Genomic DNA, 17,938 nt, shown 5'->3' with positions numbered 1-17,938 from the left:
TGGTGCCCAGCTCTGGTCCCAAGACTTTTTGAGACAGCTTCTAGAGACTATGCCCCAAGCCCATGCCGTGTTCGATGACTCTCCTGCGGCTGTAAGGCGCGGGTTTGTCCGTTGTCGGGCTCGGTGACGTTGAAGATCACAGCATGGGTGTGGAGTTGCGGCGCGGCGTCGCCGTCGATAGGACTGGCGCTTTCCCGATGCGCCTCTCTTACGCGCTCATCGCCGCCGATAAGGGCGGTGAGAGAAACATTTTTGGGTGCACTGAATGTAGCATCCCAACCGGCACGATGTTCTACGCTCGTTACCTCTCTGCCGAATTTTACCTCGTAAGTTTTGGAGGCTTGATGGCGAACGAGCTGCGCTTCCGTGTGCGGATGCTGGCCTTCGGTCAGACGCGCGAAGTGCTCATTGCCAACCGGACCTGATAGCCCCCACTGCTCGGCCAGCTTGCCTTGCCACTCGCCATGCCCCTGCTGGTCGCGGCTCCAATAGTTCTGCCGATCAGACGCAAACTCCCGCTCATGGTACGTCGGTACCTGCGAAGCTGAAAGCGGTTTGAGATGGTCAGCACAAGAAAATTCTATGCCTTAGTAAAACAAGACAACTTTGCAGGACTTCCTAGAACGGGATATCGTCATTACTGATTGTGGAAGCGACATCGACGTTCTGCGATTCATCCGTGGGATAACCAAGTTTTTGCAAGATGAGTTTTGCCAGTTCCTTCGGTGTCTTCTGGCGAAGGTCTACATAGCCGATGTGCTGATGAAGTCCCGGTATATCTGTATCATCGAATCGCGCAGGCAGGATGTACTCTTCCTTCGATTTAATGGCTTTTTCAAACGCGCTCCGTCGCTCATGCGTGGGCCACACTTTTTCGGCATATGCAGCAGAAATGAACATCACACAATATCGGCCTGAGCCGCTATACACCTTATGAAGATGCTCGACGAGATTCTTGCCCCACAGCGAAGCCTCTTCGTAATTGTCATAGAAGAGTTCCACATCTCTCGATTTCAAAATCTCGGCTACTTGCTCGACGTACTTCCTATCCTCTCCAGCAAACGAAAGGACCACTTCATACGCATCCCCAAGTGCGTCGCCGCCAATCGGTGAAAGTTTGTAAATCGGCCGGGATGAGACTTCATCGACTTTGCGTAATTCAAATCCATCGTTCTTCAATTCTTCGTTGATCCACTTCACGTACTCGGCTTGTTGTCCTTTATCTGGCACATTGAGGGGATGCACCAGTGTTTCGAGAAAACGGCCAAATTTTTGGTCGGGTATTTCCAACACCTTTAACCGGGTGACGAGCAGATCGTGCATAGTCCAATCATCGTTATTGACCATATGCTGCCAGATGTCGCGTTCGGCGTCGTTGAACCGGCTATCGGTCGACGACATCTGAGTTAACGGCCATACAAGCCTTAGGAATGGAATCAGCCCGAAACGTCCGGGGAATGCTCCATGAGTATCCATGAGAATGCGGTCTACGAGTTCTTGCCTCGTAATCTCACTAATCTTCTGTGTATTTCGTCGCGCCATGTCACTAGTGTATGACTTGCCAAAGACGGGGTATATCCGTCTCTCAACCTCGGTAAGATTAATGAACCACTTTAGCATCTGCGGGATTAGTCACGGTCAACGCGCTTTGCGTCACTATTCAATCCCTCTCGTCTCATTCCACAAAACGCCTCTTTGGGTTTGTCGGTGAGCTTCTTGGCGGGCGCATCGAAAAGTGGGAGCGTGGCCTGGGCCGCGCGGTTTCTCTTGCAACCAACAAGCAGCCCCGTGTTACACGGATTCCTTAAAAAATACCTGTTGACATTGCCGCTTCTGGCATGAAAGTTTCGACAGGCTGGATGAAGTGGTCAAGCAAATGAAAATGGCGGAGGCCAAAAATGACAAGAGCAGTGAACGAGACTGAGCGGATGGTCGTCGTCAGAGTATTTGATGCCCCACGCGAGCTGGTTTGGAAGGCATGGACCGACCCGAAATATGTCATGCAGTGGTGGGGACCTAAGGGCTTTACTGCTCCGGTCTGCAAGATTGACTTCCGCGTCGGCGGCAAGTTCCTTTGCTGTATGCAGTCGCCTGACGGGCAGCAGTTCTGGAACGCCGGGGAGTACCACGAGATCATCCCGCAGGAGAAAATCGTCTCCTCCATGTACTTTGCCGACGCCGGGGGCAACAAGGTCGAGCCCGAGCACTACGGCATCGAACACGAAGCCATCGAAGGCGCCTACGATGTCACTCTCTTTGAGGACCTCGGAAACGGCCAGACGAAGCTTACCTTTATTGGCAACGAAAGTATGGAGGAGGCGAAGAAGACCGGCCAACTCGAAGGCTGGAGCCAGATCCTCGACAAAGTTGCTGAGCTGGTTTCAGTGTTAGCGCAGGCCGAGTAAGACTCTACGCTTCTTCCGTCTCGGAAGTGAGACGCGAGAAGCATCCAGTTCCTGCCACTGCACGCGCCCCATCGGAAGATGCCGCCAGCCGAGTGCAGGGTATGTGCGGACCCTGTGAGGGTATCGAAGTACGCCTCCCCGGATGGTTCATGGTTGTCCTGAGATCCGAAATGGCAGCCAAAAGGTGAAGACGGCACCCTGTCCTGGTCTGCTGCTGACTTCGATTCCTCCGCCATGCGCGGTGAGGATGGCGCGGGCAATGGAAAGGCCCAGACCGCTGCCTTCGACGCGGCCGCGCTGGCTGCTACCACGATAAAACTTGTCGAAGATGAAGGGCAGGTCGGCCGGGTTAATTCCGGAGCCCTGATTTTCCACTTGTACCAAAAGACGGCCGGTGGAAAGCCCAGCCCGAATGAGGATGGGAGACTTTGCGGGCGAGTATTTGACGGCATTCTCGATGAGATGACGAAGTACCCGGCGCACCAGGTCGGGATCCATTGGGATGTCGGGAAGCTCTGCGGGCACGATGACCTGCACAGGGCGGGTGCGAAGTCGCGGCTCCTCCTGCTCAAGGACGGAGTCTACGAGATTACGAATGTTCTGCATGAGAGGACGGACGCGCAGGCCGGCCGAGTCCAGTTGCGCCATCTCAACGGCTTCGGCAATCAGGCGGTCCAGACGCTGGCATTCTTCATCCACAATGGAATACATTTCGCGACGCGCTGCTTCCGGCAGGGAGGGCTGCGAAAGAAGGCTGGTGGCAGCGGCGCGGATGGCGGTGAGCGGGGTTCGCAGCTCGTGGGTAATGGAGTCGAGCAAGGCCGTGCGCAGGCGTTCTCCTTCGCGGACGGCCTCCATGCGGCTGGAGCGCTCCAGGGCGGCGGCGCGTTCCAGGGCAATGGCGATCAGTCCGCCAATGGCTTCATACATCTGTTGCGAGTCGCCGCTGTCACGAACGGCCAGCGAGCCGATGCAGCGCAGACCTAGCATTAAGGGAAGGACGCAGACATCGGATTCTCTGCGGAAGCCGGCCTCCGGGTTTTGCGCGGCCTGCTTTAAGTCGATTGCGGGAAGCAGGGCATGTTCCGGATCAGAATCATAGACCGCATCGCGTTCGCGAAGGTAGATTGCCACGGCGCGGAGCTCAAAGACACGCGCGGCCATGGAGGGGGTTTCCCGGGCGAGGGTGTGCAGGTCCTCATGAAGGAGGAGCTGCTGGCTGAATTCATACAGGCGTTCGACCTCGCGACGGCGCTGTTCGGAAAGAGAGCGCTGCCTGCGGGCGTTTTCCGCCAGATGACTTACCAGAATTCCGGTTGCGAGAAAGACGGAGAGCGCGACCCAGTTCTGCGGATCAGCGATGGTCAGGGTCCCGATCGGAGGAAGAAAAAAGAAGTTATAGAGCAGGGTGCAGAGTACGGAAAGGTAGATGGAATGGGCCAGGGGCCAGCGCGAGGCAACCAGCAGCACCAGAACGAGAAAACTGAGTGCAGCCGTGGCAGGATTGACGTGAATCACAAGTCGGAAGAGCGCTACGAGAGCACAGGCAAGTGCGGTCGAGAGGATGTACCGCACGATGCTGAGAAATCGCGGGCTGAAGTTCTTGGGCATTCGTTGGTGATGATACTTTATGGGGAGTATGGCCGCACGTGTTCTTGTGATTGACGATGAAGTCCAGATTACGCGGGTCCTGCGCGCCTCGCTCTCTGCGCAGGGGCATGATGTACGCACGGCAAATGATCCAGAGGAGGCGCTGCGGCTGGTGCAGGAATGGCCCCCGGACCTGATTATTACTGACCTGATGATGCCGGGGATGAATGGCATCGAGCTGACCCGCGCCATCCGGGTGAAGAGCCAGGTGCCGATCCTTCTTCTTTCTGTGCGCGACCAGGAGCGCACCAAGATTGAGGCCCTGGATGCTGGTGCGGACGACTATGTGACGAAGCCTTTCAGCGCGCAGGAGCTGCTGGCGCGCGTCCGCGCGCATCTGCGCCGGGCCCCGGAACGAGAGACGGCCCAGTGTATCGAAGCAGGAGACTTCCGTATTGATCCAGCCGCCCATGCGGTGACGGTGCAGGGCAAGGCAGTGCATCTGACGCCGAAGGAGTTTGATCTGCTGCTATATCTGGCGAGAAATCGGGGCAAGGTGATTACGCACCGCGCTCTTCTTACCGCCGTATGGGGCGCGCAATCGGCGCAGCAACCGGAGTATCTGCGGGTCTTTATCGGCCAGCTCCGCAGGAAGCTCGGCGGCGGTCCGGAGAAGGAATATATCCAGACCGAACCGTGGGTGGGCTACCGCTTTCTTCCCGAAGGCGTGGAATAGTCCGTCTTTACGACTTCTTTATATCTTCCTTACACGCGATTTAGCGCCCTGAGGGTCTACTGATAACGGCCTTGCTGAGAGGTCCGTTTATGTGGGACATTCTGCTGCTTCTTTTCACGTTTGTGTTCTTTGTCATCGCGCTGGTTTATGTGCGCGCGTGTGAGCGCCTGAGGTGACGATCATGAGCATGCTTACCCTGATTGTGCTTGCGGTAACGGTCGTGGTGATGGCCTATCTGGTGGCCACTCTGCTTTATCCGGAGAAATTCTGAATATGACGGTCCATGGGTGGCTACAATTTCTGCTGCTGTTTGGTGTGCTTGTGCTTTTGATGCGGCCTCTGGGGCTGTATTTGGCGCGGGTCTTTGCTGGAGAACGCACCTTTGCCGACCCCGTGCTGAAGCCAGTCGAAGGCCTTCTGTATCGGCTGTTCGGCGTGCGCGGCGAGGAGGAAATGACATGGGGTGAATATACCGTCTCCATGCTGCTGTGCAGCTTCGTCTCCATGTTGCTGACCTATGGGATTGAGCGGATGCAGCGCTGGCTGCCATGGAACCCGCAGCATCTGGCCGGAGTAGCCCCGGACCTGGCCTGGAACACGGCCGCTTCATTTACTACCAACACCAACTGGCAGTCTTATGTGCCGGAAACTACGATGAGCTACTTCACGCAGATGGTGGGGCTCGCATATCACAACTTTTTGAGCGCAGCGGTGGGCATTGCCGTGGCGATTGCCCTGGTGCGCGGCATTGCGCGAAGGGAATCAAAGACCATCGGCAACTTCTGGGTGGATGTGACGCGCGCGGTGCTTTATCTTTTGCTGCCCATCTGTATTGTCTTTGCCGGGCTTCTGGTCCAGCAAGGAGTCATCCAGAACCTGAAACCTTACACCACAGCGGTCACGCTGGAGCACCAGAAGCAGACCATTGCACAAGGGCCGGTGGCCTCGCAGGAAGCCATCAAGATGCTTGGCACCAATGGAGGCGGATTTTTTAACGCAAACAGCGCGCATCCCTTTGAGAACCCGACGCCATTGACGAATTTTCTTGAGATGCTTTCGATCTTTCTGGTTCCCGCTGCACTGACGGTCACGTTGGGGAAGATGACGGGAGCGCCGGGGCACGGACGAGCGGTCTTTGCCTGCATGACGGTGCTCTTCGTTGCCGGATTCGTCGCTACCTGGTGGGCGGAGGCCCAGCCGCATCCTCTGCTGCATGGAGTGGACCAGCGAACAGGCCCTCTTCAGCCGGGCGGGAACATGGAGGGCAAAGAGGTGCGCTTTGGCATTTCGCAGTCGGCGCTCTTTGCGACGATTACGACGGACGCAAGCTGTGGCGCGGTCAATTCCATGCATGATTCCTTCATGCCGCTGGGCGGGTTGGTCCCGCTGGCAAACATCATGCTGGGCGAAATTGTTTTTGGCGGCGTAGGTTCGGGGCTTTACGGGATCCTGGTGTATGTGGTGCTGGCTGTCTTTATTGCCGGGCTGATGGTGGGGCGGACGCCGGAGTATCTGGGCAAAAAGATCGAAGCCTATGACGTGAAGATGGCGATGCTGTACGTACTGATTTTCCCGCTGGTGATCCTGGTGCTGACGGCGATTTCCGTGCTTGCTCCGCAAATGGGTCTGAGCAGCTTGAACAATGGCGGTCCACATGGCTTAAGTGAAATTCTTTATGCCTTTACCTCGGCAGCAGGAAACAATGGTTCGGCATTTGCGGGGCTGAATGCCAACACGCACTGGTACAACCTCAGCCTGGGGGCCACGATGCTGATCGGGCGATTTCTGATGATGGTGCCCATGCTGGCCATGGCGGGGAACCTGGCGCAGAAGAAGAGTGTGCCTCCATCGCCGGGCACTTTTCCGGTGAATAGCGGCCTGTTCACGGTCCTGCTGACGGGCGTGATTCTGATTGTCGGTGCGTTGACGTTCTTCCCGGTCCTGAGCCTGGGTCCGGTGCTTGAACACCTGCTTCTGCGCGCCGGGCAGCTCTTTTAGATGGAGAACAGACATGGCGAAAAGGCAAAATCTCTGGAACCCGGAAATTCTTCGTGAGGCCATTGCTGGTGCGTTCACCAAGCTGGACCCGCGGGTCATGGTGAAGAACCCGGTGATGTTCGTTGTGGAGATTGGCAGCATTGTCACGACAGGGCTGCTGATACAAGACATTGTCCAGCACCGTGCTGGCTTCGGTTTTGATCTGCAAATTACTCTCTGGCTCTGGTTCACCGTGCTATTTGCAAACTTTGCAGAAGCAATGGCGGAAGGCCGCGGCAAGGCACAGGCCGAGACGCTGCGCAAAGCCAAGGGGGAAACGATCGCCTACCGGTTGAAGAAAGACGGCACTGTGGAAGCGGTCAACAGCTCGCAGCTCCGCGCCGGAGATGTGATCCGGGTAGAAGCCGGACAGTTCATTGCAGGCGATGGAGAGGTCATCGAAGGTGTGGCCTCCGTGGACGAGTCGGCCATCACCGGAGAGTCGGCGCCGGTGATCCGCGAGGCGGGCGGAGACCGCTCGGCGGTCACGGGCGGGACGCGAGTCCTGTCTGACTGGATCAAAGTGCGCATTACATCCAACCCTGGCGAGACATTTCTGGACCGTATGATTGCGCTGGTGGAGGGTGCACAGCGGCAGAAGACCCCCAATGAGATTGCGCTGAGCATTTTGCTTTCCGGACTGACGATTGTCTTTCTGCTGGCTGTTGCGACGCTACAGCCATTTGCGATTTACTCTCATGCGCCGCAGACGGTCTTTGTGCTGGTTTCTCTTTTGGTTTGTCTGATTCCGACGACGATTGGAGGGCTGCTCTCGGCCATCGGCATCGCAGGGATGGACCGCCTGGTGCAGTACAACGTGCTGGCCATGTCAGGACGTGCAGTGGAGGCAGCAGGCGACGTAAACACGCTGCTTTTGGACAAGACAGGTACGATCACCCTGGGCAACCGTCAGGCGGCCGAGTTCTGTCCCGCGCCGGGAATCAGCACCGAGCGGCTGGCCGACGCGGCGCAGCTGGCTTCGCTGGCAGACGAGACGCCGGAGGGGCGCTCGATTGTTGTGCTGGCCAAGGAAAAATACAATCTGCGCGGGCGCGATGTGAGCGGAATGCAGGCCCAGTTTGTTCCGTTCACGGCGCAGACGCGCATGTCTGGCGTCGACCTTCCCGGTACAAAAATCCGGAAGGGGTCGGCTGACGCGATTGCCCGTTTTCTGGAGCAGCAAGGGGCGTCACTGCCGCGCAAGGTGAGCGACAAGGTGGAGGAGATTGCGCGCCTGGGCGGGACCCCGCTTGTGGTTGCAGAAAACGATGTGGCGCTGGGCGTGGTGTATCTCAAGGACATTGTGAAAGGCGGCCTGCGCGAGCGGCTGGCGCGGCTGCGCGCGATGGGTATCCGCACCATTATGATTACGGGCGACAATCCGCTGACGGCGGCAGTGATTGCACGGGAGGCGGGAGTCGATGATTTTCTGGCCGAGGCCAGGCCGGAAGACAAGATGGCGCTGATCAAGCGTGAGCAGGCGAAAGGAAAACTTGTCGCCATGACGGGTGATGGGACCAACGACGCGCCGGCCCTGGCCCAGGCTGATGTGGGCGTGGCCATGAATACAGGAACGCAGGCAGCAAAAGAGGCCGGCAATATGGTGGACCTGGATTCGAATCCAACCAAGCTGATTGAGATTGTGGAGATTGGCAAACAACTGCTGATGACGCGTGGCGCCCTGACCACATTTTCCATCGCCAATGATGTTGCGAAATACTTCGCCATCATTCCGGCGATGTTCGCAGGTGTATTTCCTGTGCTGAATGCGCTGAACATCATGCATCTGAAGACCCCGCATTCGGCCATCCTTTCTGCTGTCATCTTCAATGCGGTAATCATCATTGCGCTGATTCCGCTGGCGCTGCGCGGGGTGAAATATGAGCCAAAACCGGCGCAAATACTGCTGCGGCGCAATCTGCTGATCTATGGCGTTGGCGGAATCCTTGTGCCTTTTTTCGGGATCAAGCTGATTGATGTCGTGCTAAACGGGCTTCATCTGGTGTGAGGAGAAGGAATGAAACAGGCGCTTGTCATCTCGGTCCGCTTTACGTTGGTGACCACTATCATCCTGGGGATCGCTTATCCGCTCGCCATGACTGCATTTGCACATCTGGTCTTTCCGTACCAGGCCGATGGACAGTTGATTGTGCACGACGGTCAGGTCCTGGGGTCGCGCCTTATCGGGCAGAACTTTACGAGCGAGAGATACTTCCACGGCCGACCATCAGCGGCGGGCAATGGCTACGACGCCAGTGCATCCGGCGGGTCTAACCTGGCTCCATCAAGCCAGAAGCTGGTTACTCGCATTGAGCAGGATGCTGCGAAATACCAGCAGGAATCTGGAGGCCGGCCGGTGCCAGTCGACCTGGTGACGGCCTCTGGTTCCGGTCTCGATCCTGATATCAGTCCGGCTGCCGCGCTCTACCAGGTGCATCGGGTCGCGCAGGCGCGTGGGATGGATGAGGGAGCGGTGCGCCGTCTGGTCATGGAGCATATCGAAGCGCCGCAGTTTGGAATCCTGGGAGAGCCGCGCGTCCATGTTCTAGAGCTGAATCTGGCGCTGGATGCATGGCAAAAGCAACGGCAGCCGTAACGGACCAGATCAGAGGATTTCTGCCAGGGCTGCTGCTGCGGCACGCATCTCCTCGTCCCGTGTGAGGCAATCAGGGCAGAGACGAAGATGACTGCCGCGGGCATCCGTGATGATGTTGCGTTCTTTGAGTTGGACGGCGAGTCGATCAGCTTGTGGATGACGTACGGTGAGAAAGGCGCCATGGCTGTGTCCGCCGCCGGTGGAGTGGATGCCAAAATCGGCAAGATATTGTCGAAATCGCTGGAGCTGGCGCAGACCGTATTCGCGTAACCGCTCGACACCCACAGCAAGAGTGAACTGCTGGCCGCTGCGTGCCTGATACCAGGACAGCACCGGTGGGGTGGCCTCAAGAAAAGCATCTCCTCCTGGTTTTAAGAGGGGAGTCTCGCTGCGCTGAAAGGCAAAAAAGTCCTCCCGCGCGAACCATCCCGTGTCGAGCGGACGCAGGGACCCATCGAGGGCACGCGGGGAAAGATAAAGGAAGGCCGCTCCCGGCCCGCCGCGCAGATATTTGTAACTGCCCCCGATCATGAAATCGACGTGCATGGCAGATACGTCCACAGGCAAGACGCCGATGGCATGATAAGCGTCGACGAGCAGTTGGGCGCCTGTGGCGTGACAGGCATCGGCCAGCTGGTCGAGAGGACCGACCACCTGGCTGGTCTCAAACATGACCTGAGAGACGACCACGAGATCAATCTGGCCGCGGAGATGGCTGGCAATTTTCTCCGCAGAAAAGTGTCCTTCTGCATCCGGCTCTGCCCAGCTCAGCGCGATGCGCCCCAGCGAGGCGTATTGCTTGAGGATGAGGTCAATCGAATCAAATTCCCCGCGCGTGCTGAGGACACGGGGCCTGCCGGGCAGGGCGTTGAGCACGGCACGCAGTCCCTGTCCGGCGGAGGTCTTCGGCACAATGCAATCTGTGCGGGGTGCTTTCAGCAGCCCAGCAATGCGGGCGCGGAAGGCCTCGCGCTCGGCCAGCCACTCGTCCCAGGCATCGCCGAGTTTCGTTTCCCAAAGCGTGATGGCTTCGCGCACATCATCGGCCATCGTGTCCAGGGGCCTGCCCAGAGAATGGTTGGCAAGGTAGATCCGATCGCCTGAGAGCACGCGCGAAAAAAGAGGGGCCAGGTGCCGCTGGACGGCCTCTTCGGTAAGAGGTCCGGGGCCAAGCTGCGAAACGGCCGCATGGATCGTCGGGTTCATTTCTGTTTTAACCATGTGCGGACGGCGAAGAGCTCCGGAAAGAAGGTAAGCTCCAGGGCCTGCTTTAAGAATCCCACACCGGAAGAACCGCCGGTGCCTGGGCGGAAGCCGATGATGCGCTCTACAGTCTTCATGTGGCGGAAGCGCCAGAGCTGGAAGTATTCTTCGACATCGACCAGCTTTTCGCACATTTCATAGGCGTCCCAGTAGTCCCGGGGACGCTCATAGATCAGCCGAAAGACCTCGACCAACTGCTCGTTCTTTTGATAGGGTCCGGACCAGTCACGTTGCACGCAGGCATCGGGAACATCCAGGCCGCGTCTCCTGAGATGACACAGAAACTCATCGTAGAGGCTGGGAGAATACAAGGTCTTTTCGAGGTCCTGATAGATCTCTGGCGCATGGGAAAACACACGGACCGCATCCTTGTTTTTGTTTCCAAGCAGAAATTCGAGTTTTCGGTACTGGAAGGACTGAAATCCGGAGGCATGGCCGAGGACGCTGCGAAACTCCATGTACTCGGAGGGGGTGAGGGTCTCCAGCACGGCCCACTGGTCAAAGAGCTGCATCTGGATGAGCTTGACCCGGGACAGGATTTTGAAGCAGGGATCGAGCTGGTCCTGCTGAACGAAGCGGATGGCTGCGGTCAGCTCATGGATCAGCTGTTTGATCCACAGCTCAGACACCTGATGCTGGATAATAAACAGCATTTCGTCATGATGGGGCGGGTTGGACAAGGGACGCTGCTGCGCGAGCAGGGCGTCCAGGCACAGATAGCCCGCATAGTTCATGCGGTCGCGGAAATCGGTGACGATACCGGCTTCAAGGGGTCTCTGGTTTTGTTCAGCAGTGGACATAAAAAATAGCCTGACAGAACATTGTCTGCCAGGCCAGGGAGGCATACAAACACAAGAAAACCAACAAAACGCAACAGGATGCTCGTCTGAAGCAGCATTTGTCAATACTTCAGTTACAAATTTTCAAATTGCCGGACGGGCCGAACTTCCAGGAGGAACTGGCCCGGGCTACTTTGTACCGCCGCCAATCGCGCGTTCCTGCTGCACTTTTGCTGCTTCTGAGGTCCCAGATCCGGCGATGGGGGGCGCGGGGGCCCTGTTCTGCGCAAACTCCTGCGCGGGGTCAAAGAGTCTGGCGTCTGCGCCGGGATGGAACCTGCCATCGGTGAGATAAGCCGCCAGAAGCCCCCCTGCAACGAGAGGGTGAAAGGCGACAATGGGCACCACGTACTTTTTGGATTTGACCAGCGATTCAAGGACCCCATCCACGGAATCGCTGCGATGGGTGGTCCCTTTTACCTGCGGGATGACAAAAGCAGTGAACTTCAGGTCAGGGTGGCGCTTGCTGTAAGCCACCAGGCTCCGTGCAGCCTGTTTGGGGGTCATCAGACCAGTGTCCGCGATGAAATTTCTATGGATGGAATGAGGGTAGTAAAAATTGAAGACGGCTTCCGCAAAATTTGCGCAATTGTTAAAAAACAGATTGAAGTGGCTGCGGTTGGGGCGGGCATTGAAGGCGGCGATGAATCGCTCGTCTTGCGCGCGGGAGGTTTCAATCTGATAGCCGAAGATTTTTCGGTCATAGGAGGCGCCGATAAGCTGGATCCACTCTCCGCCAGGAAACTCATGCCTGGGGTCGTCGGGCGCAACGCTGAGAAGGTGCTGGCGACGATACAGATTGCGCAGGCGTGCCTCCTGCTGTGGCGTGATGGTCTCCGGCACCTCCTCCGGATCATCCACGGCGTACAGGTATGGAATCAAAGGGACCGCAAGCCAATCGTATCCGCCGATTTTGTGATAGCGACTGATGACCACGCCGGGTTCACCGGGGGCGCAGAGACGGAGCTGCGTCAGGGAGGCCGCGCAGACGTGGTCCAGATAGATGGCCGCATGTCCAGTCGGGTTCATGTTGCCAAATTCGCCGAAGGGCTCTTCCAGAAGCAGGGCCGCATCCGCGTGGGCGCGCAGGCCCCCGATAAAAATCAGAAAAGAGGCGCATATCGTATTCAGGATGGTGCGTCTCAGCTTCATCGGCCGAAAATATCTCCTCCCCGAAGATGTTTTGAAAAAATTGCAAAGTAATCCTGAATGATAGGAACCCCAATTTACGGAAAAAGATGGCGCACCTTTTGAAAAAAACAGACACAAATCCAGGCAACCCTGGCTGGAGGGCAGCCAGCGGGCACGTCCAGGCTTTGCTAATCTGAAGGAGTGGCTTTTTCTTCGACGATTGCTCCCGGCCAGACACTGCTGCTGGATGCCGATGACACGCTGTGGGAGAACAATATCTACTTTGAGCGTGCCATCGCAGACTTCATCTCCTACTTAAACCATGAATGTTATTCTGCCGAAGAGGTGCGCTCGTTTCTGAATGACGTGGAGCGGGAGACGGTCAGGGAGCGGGGCTATGGCCTGGCCAGCTTTCAGCATTCCCTGATTGTGTGCTTTGAGCGTCTGAGCAGCTCTCCGATTCCAGCGGAAAAGCATGAGCGGATCGTTGGCTTTGCACAATCGATCAGCCGGTATGAGATCCAGCTTCTGCCCGGGGTAGCAGATGTGCTGCCTTCTTTGGCGTCAAGACACCGGCTCATTCTGATGACCAAAGGGAATGAGTTTGAGCAGAAGGACAAGCTGATGCGCTCCGGACTCGCAGCCTATTTTGTTGCAGTCGAGGTGCCGAAGGAGAAGGACCCGGACGCATACCGTTTTGTGCGCAAAAAGTATGACCTGGACCATCGGTCAACATGGATGGTTGGTAACAGCCCCAAGTCAGACATTAATCCTGCCCTGGCTGCGGGCCTCCATGCCGTGTTTATTCCCCATCCGCATACTTGGATGCTGGAACACGAAGCGGTAGAGCCCGCACAGAATGGCCAGCATCTGCTGGAGCTTGAGAGCTTCACAGAGATGGGGCGGCACTTTTAGGCACGTCTGAAGGTCACCTTTACGCTCGCTTCTACGCCTGCCTGCGCAATGAAGGCGAGCTTTCCTTCCCCCGTGAACCCGAGAGAGATCTCCACCTCGTCCATCTTCATGCCCGATGTGACTTTGGCAAATGCGCCCGCCAGAATGGCATCCAGTTGAGCGGACACCTTATCGAAATCGGCCTTGACATCCTGTACGGTCCGGCCAAAGACTTTGTCCATTACACTTCCGAAAGAATGCAGCTGGACGGTCCCCGGCCTGGCGACTGGAGCAGGGCCCTGAAACAGGACGATGCCGGGATCCCCGGGATCGGCAGTGGCTGCTGACTTTGCGGACGCGTTCTTTTTCTGCGGCATGTTTTCGCACTCCTTTGCGTTAAAGAAACAGATCGGCGGACATCGCCTCTTCGACCTGGCCCAGATGCTGGCAGAAGCCCTCCTGAAGATTGGCGGGGGTAGTGATTTCACCCATATAGAGACCGATGCCCTGACCGTTGCTGTCCAGCACGAGTGCTCCGGAATCGCCACTCTGGCCGGCATTGGCAAGGAAGATGCGCAGAGGGACGCTGGGATCGAGCGTGCCCCGGCCGCTGCTGACCTCGGTGACTTTTGTGGAAATGATTCCGGAAGGGGTATGCACATCCACATCGGTCCACTGGGCGACAAATTTCTGGCAGTGGAGAGTATTTGTGGAGCTGGGCCAGTGGGTTTTGGGAACCTGTACCAGGGCGGCGTCAATGCCTTCCGGAGCCAGGTCCAGCAGCGTACCGTGTCCAGCGGTCATGGAGACAGCGCTGCCGATGGGGGTGGTGTTGCCGACAACGTGCTTGGCGGTGACAATAGCAGGCTTGCTCCTGAGTCCTGGCCGACGGGAACTGGCCCAGCAGGTGGAGGTGCCCATAGAAGGGTGAATCGAGGGAGCATGGAGTCTCCAGGCCGCCGCGCGCCGGATGATGGGAAAGCTCTGGTCATCGACTGTGACCCATGCGAACTCATGTCGGTTGGGTCCGTGCAAAGAAGGACTGACATAAGCAATGACACCGAAGCCGTCTTTTTCGCTTTCCGGGTCAAAGAACCCATAGCTGGCGGCGCGGAAGCCGGCGACCTCTACGGTGTAACCACCGGATTCAAAGGCATTCTGGATGGCGATGGTCCAGAGGACGGCGCGGACCTGGATTTCTGAGAGATTTTCAAGCAGTGCCGGGTTCTTTTCAAAAGCAAAGCCGGTGGGACCCAGGGCATGCGGAGAAGGCCAGCTCCTGGGCAACAGATCAGGACCGCTGCTCTTACTCATGCTGCTGTCGGCAAAGGAAGCTTTTGCCCGCAGGCGGGCATATTCCAGGCCTTCTGCAGGGCCTTGCTGGCGGCGGGAATCCATTTCAAATTCAAAGCCCATGGCGGGCCTCCGGCGAAGCACTCTGATGCGTCGGCAAGATGCCTCAGATCGGTGCAGCCACTGTACGATGGATGGGGTCTGTCGTCAATCCGCCATTCTTCTTTAAAAGAGAGAAGCGGGGCCATTCTAGCGCCCTCCGGCATATTCTGCGAAAATTGAAGATGGATACAGCGTGCCGGTCCTCGCCGGGAGCTTTCCCTGACTGCTCCGGAGAAGCCGAATTTTGCTGTGCGGAAAACGAATTCTATGGCTACGAAACTGGCAAGTCCCGCGCAGGCGGACATTTTGGAAGAAGTTGCGGAGTGGATTGAGGCCTTCGATCAGGTAGTGGTTGATGAAGGCCCGGAACAAGCGGCGGAACTGCTGGATGCGCTCCGGCAGCGAGCGCGGGAAGCAGGTATCAATTCTTCCAGTGAAATCCGCACCCCCTACCTCAATACCATTCCCAAACATGATGAAGTGCCATACCCTGGCGACCGCCAGATGGAACGCCGCGTTGAGGCCCTGATCCGCTGGAACGCGATGGCCATGGTCCATGCGCAGAACAAAAAAGACGCCGGTATCGGCGGACACATCTCGACCTACTCCTCGCTGGCCACGCTGCTGGAGGTGGGTTTCAACCACTTCTTCCATGCCAGCTATGGCGACCAGCCGGGAGACTTTGTCTATTTTCAGGGACATGCTTCGCCAGGCGTGTACGCACGCGCTTATCTGGAAGGGCGTCTGAATGACGACCACCTGAAGAACTTCAGGCACGAACTGAGGGAAAAGCCGGGATTGTCTTCGTATCCGCACCCGTGGCTCATGCCGGACTTCTGGAGTTTCCCCACGGTCTCCATGGGGATTGGACCGCTGAATGCCATTTATCAGGCGCGATTCATGCGCTATCTGGAAAACCGCGGTCTGATTGAAAAGACGCCGCGCAAGGTATGGGCCTTTGTTGGCGATGGCGAAACAGACGAAGTCGACACGCTGGGCGCCATCACGGTCGCATCGCGTGAAAAGCTGGACAATCTCATCTTCGTCATCAACTGCAACCTCCAGCGGCTGGACGGACCTGTGCGCGGCAACAAGCGCATTATTGATGAGCTGGAAGGCGTCTTCCGCGGCGCCGGATGGAACGTGATCAAGGTCATCTGGGGATCAGACTGGGACATTCTGTTTGAGCGCGACCACAAGGGCCTGCTGCTGAAACGCATGGAAGAGTGCGTGGACGGGGAGTATCAGGCATTCAAGGCCAAGGGTGGCGCCTATGTGCGCAAGGAGTTCTTTGGCAAATATCCTGAACTGCTGGAACTGGTCAGTGACATGACCGATGAGCAACTGGCCAGCCTGCATCGCGGCGGGCATGATCCGGTGAAGATCTACAACGCCTACAAGCGTGCTGTGGAGCACCGGGGTGGTCCGACGGTGATTCTTGCTAAAACCGTAAAGGGATATGGTCTGGGTACGACAGAGGCGCGCAATGCCGCACACCAGGAGAAAAAGCTCACCGATGAGTCGTTGACAACGTTTGTGAAGCGCTTTGATATCCCGGTGCCGGAAGAGGCGGCCAAGCACGGTACTCCGTATAAGCCTGCGGAGGACGCTCCTGAGATCCAGTACATGCATGAGCGCCGCAAGGCCCTGGGCGGATATCTGCCGAAGCGGGAAGTTCCGGCATTGCACTTCAAGGCACCGGAGCTGGACTACTTCAGCGAGTGGACGGGCGGTTCCAAAGGTCGGGCCGTCTCCACAACGATGGGCTTTGTAAGCATTTTGCGTCACCTGATGAAGGACCCGGAAATTGGCAAGCTGATGGTGCCGATTGTTCCCGATGAGGGCCGTACCTTTGGCCTGGAGTCGGCCATCCGCCAGGTAGGCATTTACACGCCGGAGGGACAGAAATACAAGCCGCATGACTTGGACATGCTGCTTTACTACCGCGAGGAGAAGGACGGCCAGATCCTGGAAGAGGGCATCACGGAGGCGGGTTCGATGGCCTCTTTCACCGCGGCAGGAACGGCCTATGCCAACTACCGCGTCCCCACGATTCCGTTCTACATGTACTACTCGATGTTCGGTTTCCAGCGGGTCGGCGACATGATCTGGGCCTTTGCCGATTCCCGTGGCAAGGGGTTCCTGATGGCAGGCACCGCCGGACGCACGACCATGCTCGGTGAGGGACTGCAACACCAGGACGGGCACAGCCATGTGCTGGCCAGTACGGTCCCGAACTGCCTGAGCTATGATCCGGCCTTTGTTTATGAAATGGCCGTCATTCTGCAGGACGGGCTGCGCCGCATGTACCAGGAAAACGAGCAGGTCTTCTATTACGTCACCATGTATAACGAAGACTATGCCATGCCAGAGATGCCGCAGGGAGAGGGTATTCGTGAGGGCATTGTGCGCGGCATTTACAAGTACAAGCCGGCGATCAAGGGCAAAGCGGATGCGCAGCTTTTTGGCAGCGGTCCGATCCTGAATGAAGCCCTGCGCGCGCAGCAGATCCTGGCGGAAAAATATGGAGTGCAGACCGATGTGTGGAGCGTGACCAGCTACAATGAGCTTCGCCGCGATGCATTAGCAGTGGAGCGCTGGAACCGCCTGCATCCGGCCGAGGCGGAGAAAACGCCGTATATTCTGCAGGCCCTCAAGGGCGCGAAGGGCCCGGTGATTGCGGCCAGCGACTACATGAAGGTGGTCCCAGACCAGCTCGCTCCCTGGCTTCAAGACCGTCTGGTATCACTGGGCACAGATGGCTTTGGACGAAGTGACAACCGCGAATATCTACGCCGTCATTTCGAGGTCAATGCAGAGTCGATTGCCGCAGCCACGCTCTCCAAACTTGCGCGAGATGGAAAGTTCGACGCCAAAAAGGCACAGAAGGCGTTTGAGGAACTGGGTCTCGATACGGAAAAAGTGGACGCAGCCAAGGCGTAAGCGAAAGGGACATACAACACCGGGCACTCAGAAATCGCTGGGTGCCCGGTTTGTTTTTGCCGAGCTTTCGCAGAGACGTTGTATGGTGCGGTCCTGTCCTGGCGCGTCC

16 protein-coding genes are annotated in these 17,938 nt (G+C 57.4%); 8 read left to right on the top strand and 8 right to left on the bottom strand.

Annotated features, from left to right (window positions below; genetic code table 11):
* Window positions 1–47 precede the first annotated feature (47 nt).
* Both N655_RS20185 and N655_RS19660 read right to left on the bottom strand, forming a co-directional pair.
* On the bottom strand, window positions 48–584 hold the full coding sequence (locus N655_RS20185) for a relaxase domain-containing protein (protein WP_081823535.1): 537 nt from the start codon (window positions 582–584) through the stop codon (window positions 48–50).
* A gap of 34 nt (window positions 585–618) precedes the next feature.
* On the bottom strand, window positions 619–1,542 hold the full coding sequence (locus N655_RS19660) for an AbiJ-related protein (protein WP_162173475.1): 924 nt from the start codon (window positions 1,540–1,542) through the stop codon (window positions 619–621).
* A gap of 356 nt (window positions 1,543–1,898) precedes the next feature.
* Between N655_RS19660 and N655_RS0102665 the strand changes: the two genes are divergently transcribed.
* Entirely contained in the window at window positions 1,899–2,405 is a 507-nt protein-coding gene (locus tag N655_RS0102665) for an SRPBCC family protein (RefSeq protein ID WP_026441749.1), read from the top strand.
* A 147-nt stretch (window positions 2,406–2,552) separates the two neighbouring features.
* Here N655_RS0102665 and N655_RS0102660 read toward each other — a convergent pair whose 3' ends face one another.
* Window positions 2,553–4,016, bottom strand: coding sequence for a sensor histidine kinase (locus N655_RS0102660; protein ID WP_026441748.1), 1,464 nt, complete (start codon window positions 4,014–4,016; stop codon window positions 2,553–2,555).
* A gap of 28 nt (window positions 4,017–4,044) precedes the next feature.
* Here N655_RS0102660 and N655_RS0102655 point away from each other — a divergent pair, with 28 nt between their 5' ends.
* The 5 genes from N655_RS0102655 to kdpC all read left to right on the top strand — a co-directional run bounded on the left by N655_RS0102655 (window position 4,045) and on the right by kdpC (window position 9,364).
* Complete coding sequence (locus N655_RS0102655) at window positions 4,045–4,731, top strand: response regulator transcription factor (RefSeq protein WP_026441747.1); 687 nt, start codon at window positions 4,045–4,047, stop codon at window positions 4,729–4,731.
* Between the two features lie 181 nt (window positions 4,732–4,912).
* Window positions 4,913–5,002 (top strand): potassium-transporting ATPase subunit F, encoded by a 90-nt coding sequence (locus tag N655_RS20180; RefSeq protein WP_081823534.1) that lies wholly within the window; start codon window positions 4,913–4,915, stop codon window positions 5,000–5,002.
* Between the two features lie 2 nt (window positions 5,003–5,004).
* Complete coding sequence (gene kdpA / locus N655_RS0102640; protein WP_026441746.1) at window positions 5,005–6,729, top strand: potassium-transporting ATPase subunit KdpA; 1,725 nt, start codon at window positions 5,005–5,007, stop codon at window positions 6,727–6,729.
* Between the two features lie 13 nt (window positions 6,730–6,742).
* Window positions 6,743–8,776, top strand: coding sequence for a potassium-transporting ATPase subunit KdpB (gene kdpB, locus N655_RS0102635; protein WP_026441745.1), 2,034 nt, complete (start codon window positions 6,743–6,745; stop codon window positions 8,774–8,776).
* Between the two features lie 9 nt (window positions 8,777–8,785).
* Window positions 8,786–9,364 carry a potassium-transporting ATPase subunit KdpC gene (kdpC, locus tag N655_RS0102630; protein ID WP_026441744.1) on the top strand — a complete coding sequence of 193 codons (579 nt, stop codon included), beginning with the start codon at window positions 8,786–8,788 and terminating at the stop codon, window positions 9,362–9,364.
* A 9-nt stretch (window positions 9,365–9,373) separates the two neighbouring features.
* Here the strand turns inward: kdpC and N655_RS0102625 are convergent, their stop codons facing one another.
* The 3 genes from N655_RS0102625 to N655_RS16960 form a co-directional block, all read right to left on the bottom strand.
* A complete protein-coding gene (locus N655_RS0102625; RefSeq protein ID WP_026441743.1) occupies window positions 9,374–10,570 on the bottom strand; it encodes an aminotransferase class V-fold PLP-dependent enzyme in 1,197 nt (398 codons plus the stop codon).
* Window positions 10,567–11,427 carry a tryptophan 2,3-dioxygenase gene (locus N655_RS0102620; RefSeq protein WP_026441742.1) on the bottom strand — a complete coding sequence of 287 codons (861 nt, stop codon included), beginning with the start codon at window positions 11,425–11,427 and terminating at the stop codon, window positions 10,567–10,569. The genes N655_RS0102625 and N655_RS0102620 overlap by 4 nt, the downstream gene beginning before the upstream one ends.
* Window positions 11,428–11,595: 168 nt before the next feature.
* The gene (locus N655_RS16960; RefSeq protein WP_044933855.1) at window positions 11,596–12,618 is read right to left on the bottom strand and encodes a hypothetical protein; all 1,023 of its coding nucleotides are present in this window, start codon (window positions 12,616–12,618) and stop codon (window positions 11,596–11,598) included.
* A 180-nt stretch (window positions 12,619–12,798) separates the two neighbouring features.
* On the opposite strand from N655_RS16960, the gene N655_RS0102610 reads away from it, so the two are divergent.
* Window positions 12,799–13,512, top strand: coding sequence for an HAD family hydrolase (locus tag N655_RS0102610; RefSeq protein WP_026441741.1), 714 nt, complete (start codon window positions 12,799–12,801; stop codon window positions 13,510–13,512).
* Here the strand turns inward: N655_RS0102610 and N655_RS0102605 are convergent.
* Together N655_RS0102605 and N655_RS0102600 are read right to left on the bottom strand one after the other, a co-directional pair.
* A complete protein-coding gene (locus N655_RS0102605; protein WP_026441740.1) occupies window positions 13,509–13,868 on the bottom strand; it encodes a CU044_2847 family protein in 360 nt (119 codons plus the stop codon). The genes N655_RS0102610 and N655_RS0102605 overlap by 4 nt on opposite strands.
* Before the next feature lie 19 nt (window positions 13,869–13,887).
* Window positions 13,888–14,907, bottom strand: coding sequence for a hypothetical protein (locus N655_RS0102600; RefSeq protein WP_026441739.1), 1,020 nt, complete (start codon window positions 14,905–14,907; stop codon window positions 13,888–13,890).
* Between the two features lie 246 nt (window positions 14,908–15,153).
* Here N655_RS0102600 and aceE point away from each other — a divergent pair, with 246 nt between their 5' ends.
* Window positions 15,154–17,829 carry a pyruvate dehydrogenase (acetyl-transferring), homodimeric type gene (gene aceE, locus N655_RS0102595; RefSeq protein ID WP_026441738.1) on the top strand — a complete coding sequence of 892 codons (2,676 nt, stop codon included), beginning with the start codon at window positions 15,154–15,156 and terminating at the stop codon, window positions 17,827–17,829.
* The last annotated feature ends 109 nt before the right edge of the window (window positions 17,830–17,938 follow it).

Origin of the sequence: Pseudacidobacterium ailaaui (genome assembly GCF_000688455.1) — a bacterium.
In the GTDB taxonomy this organism is placed as follows: domain Bacteria; phylum Acidobacteriota; class Terriglobia; order Terriglobales; family Acidobacteriaceae; genus Pseudacidobacterium; species Pseudacidobacterium ailaaui.
The sequence above is the reverse complement of the archived record's forward strand: the minus strand, read 5'-3'. Positions and strand labels throughout refer to the sequence as shown.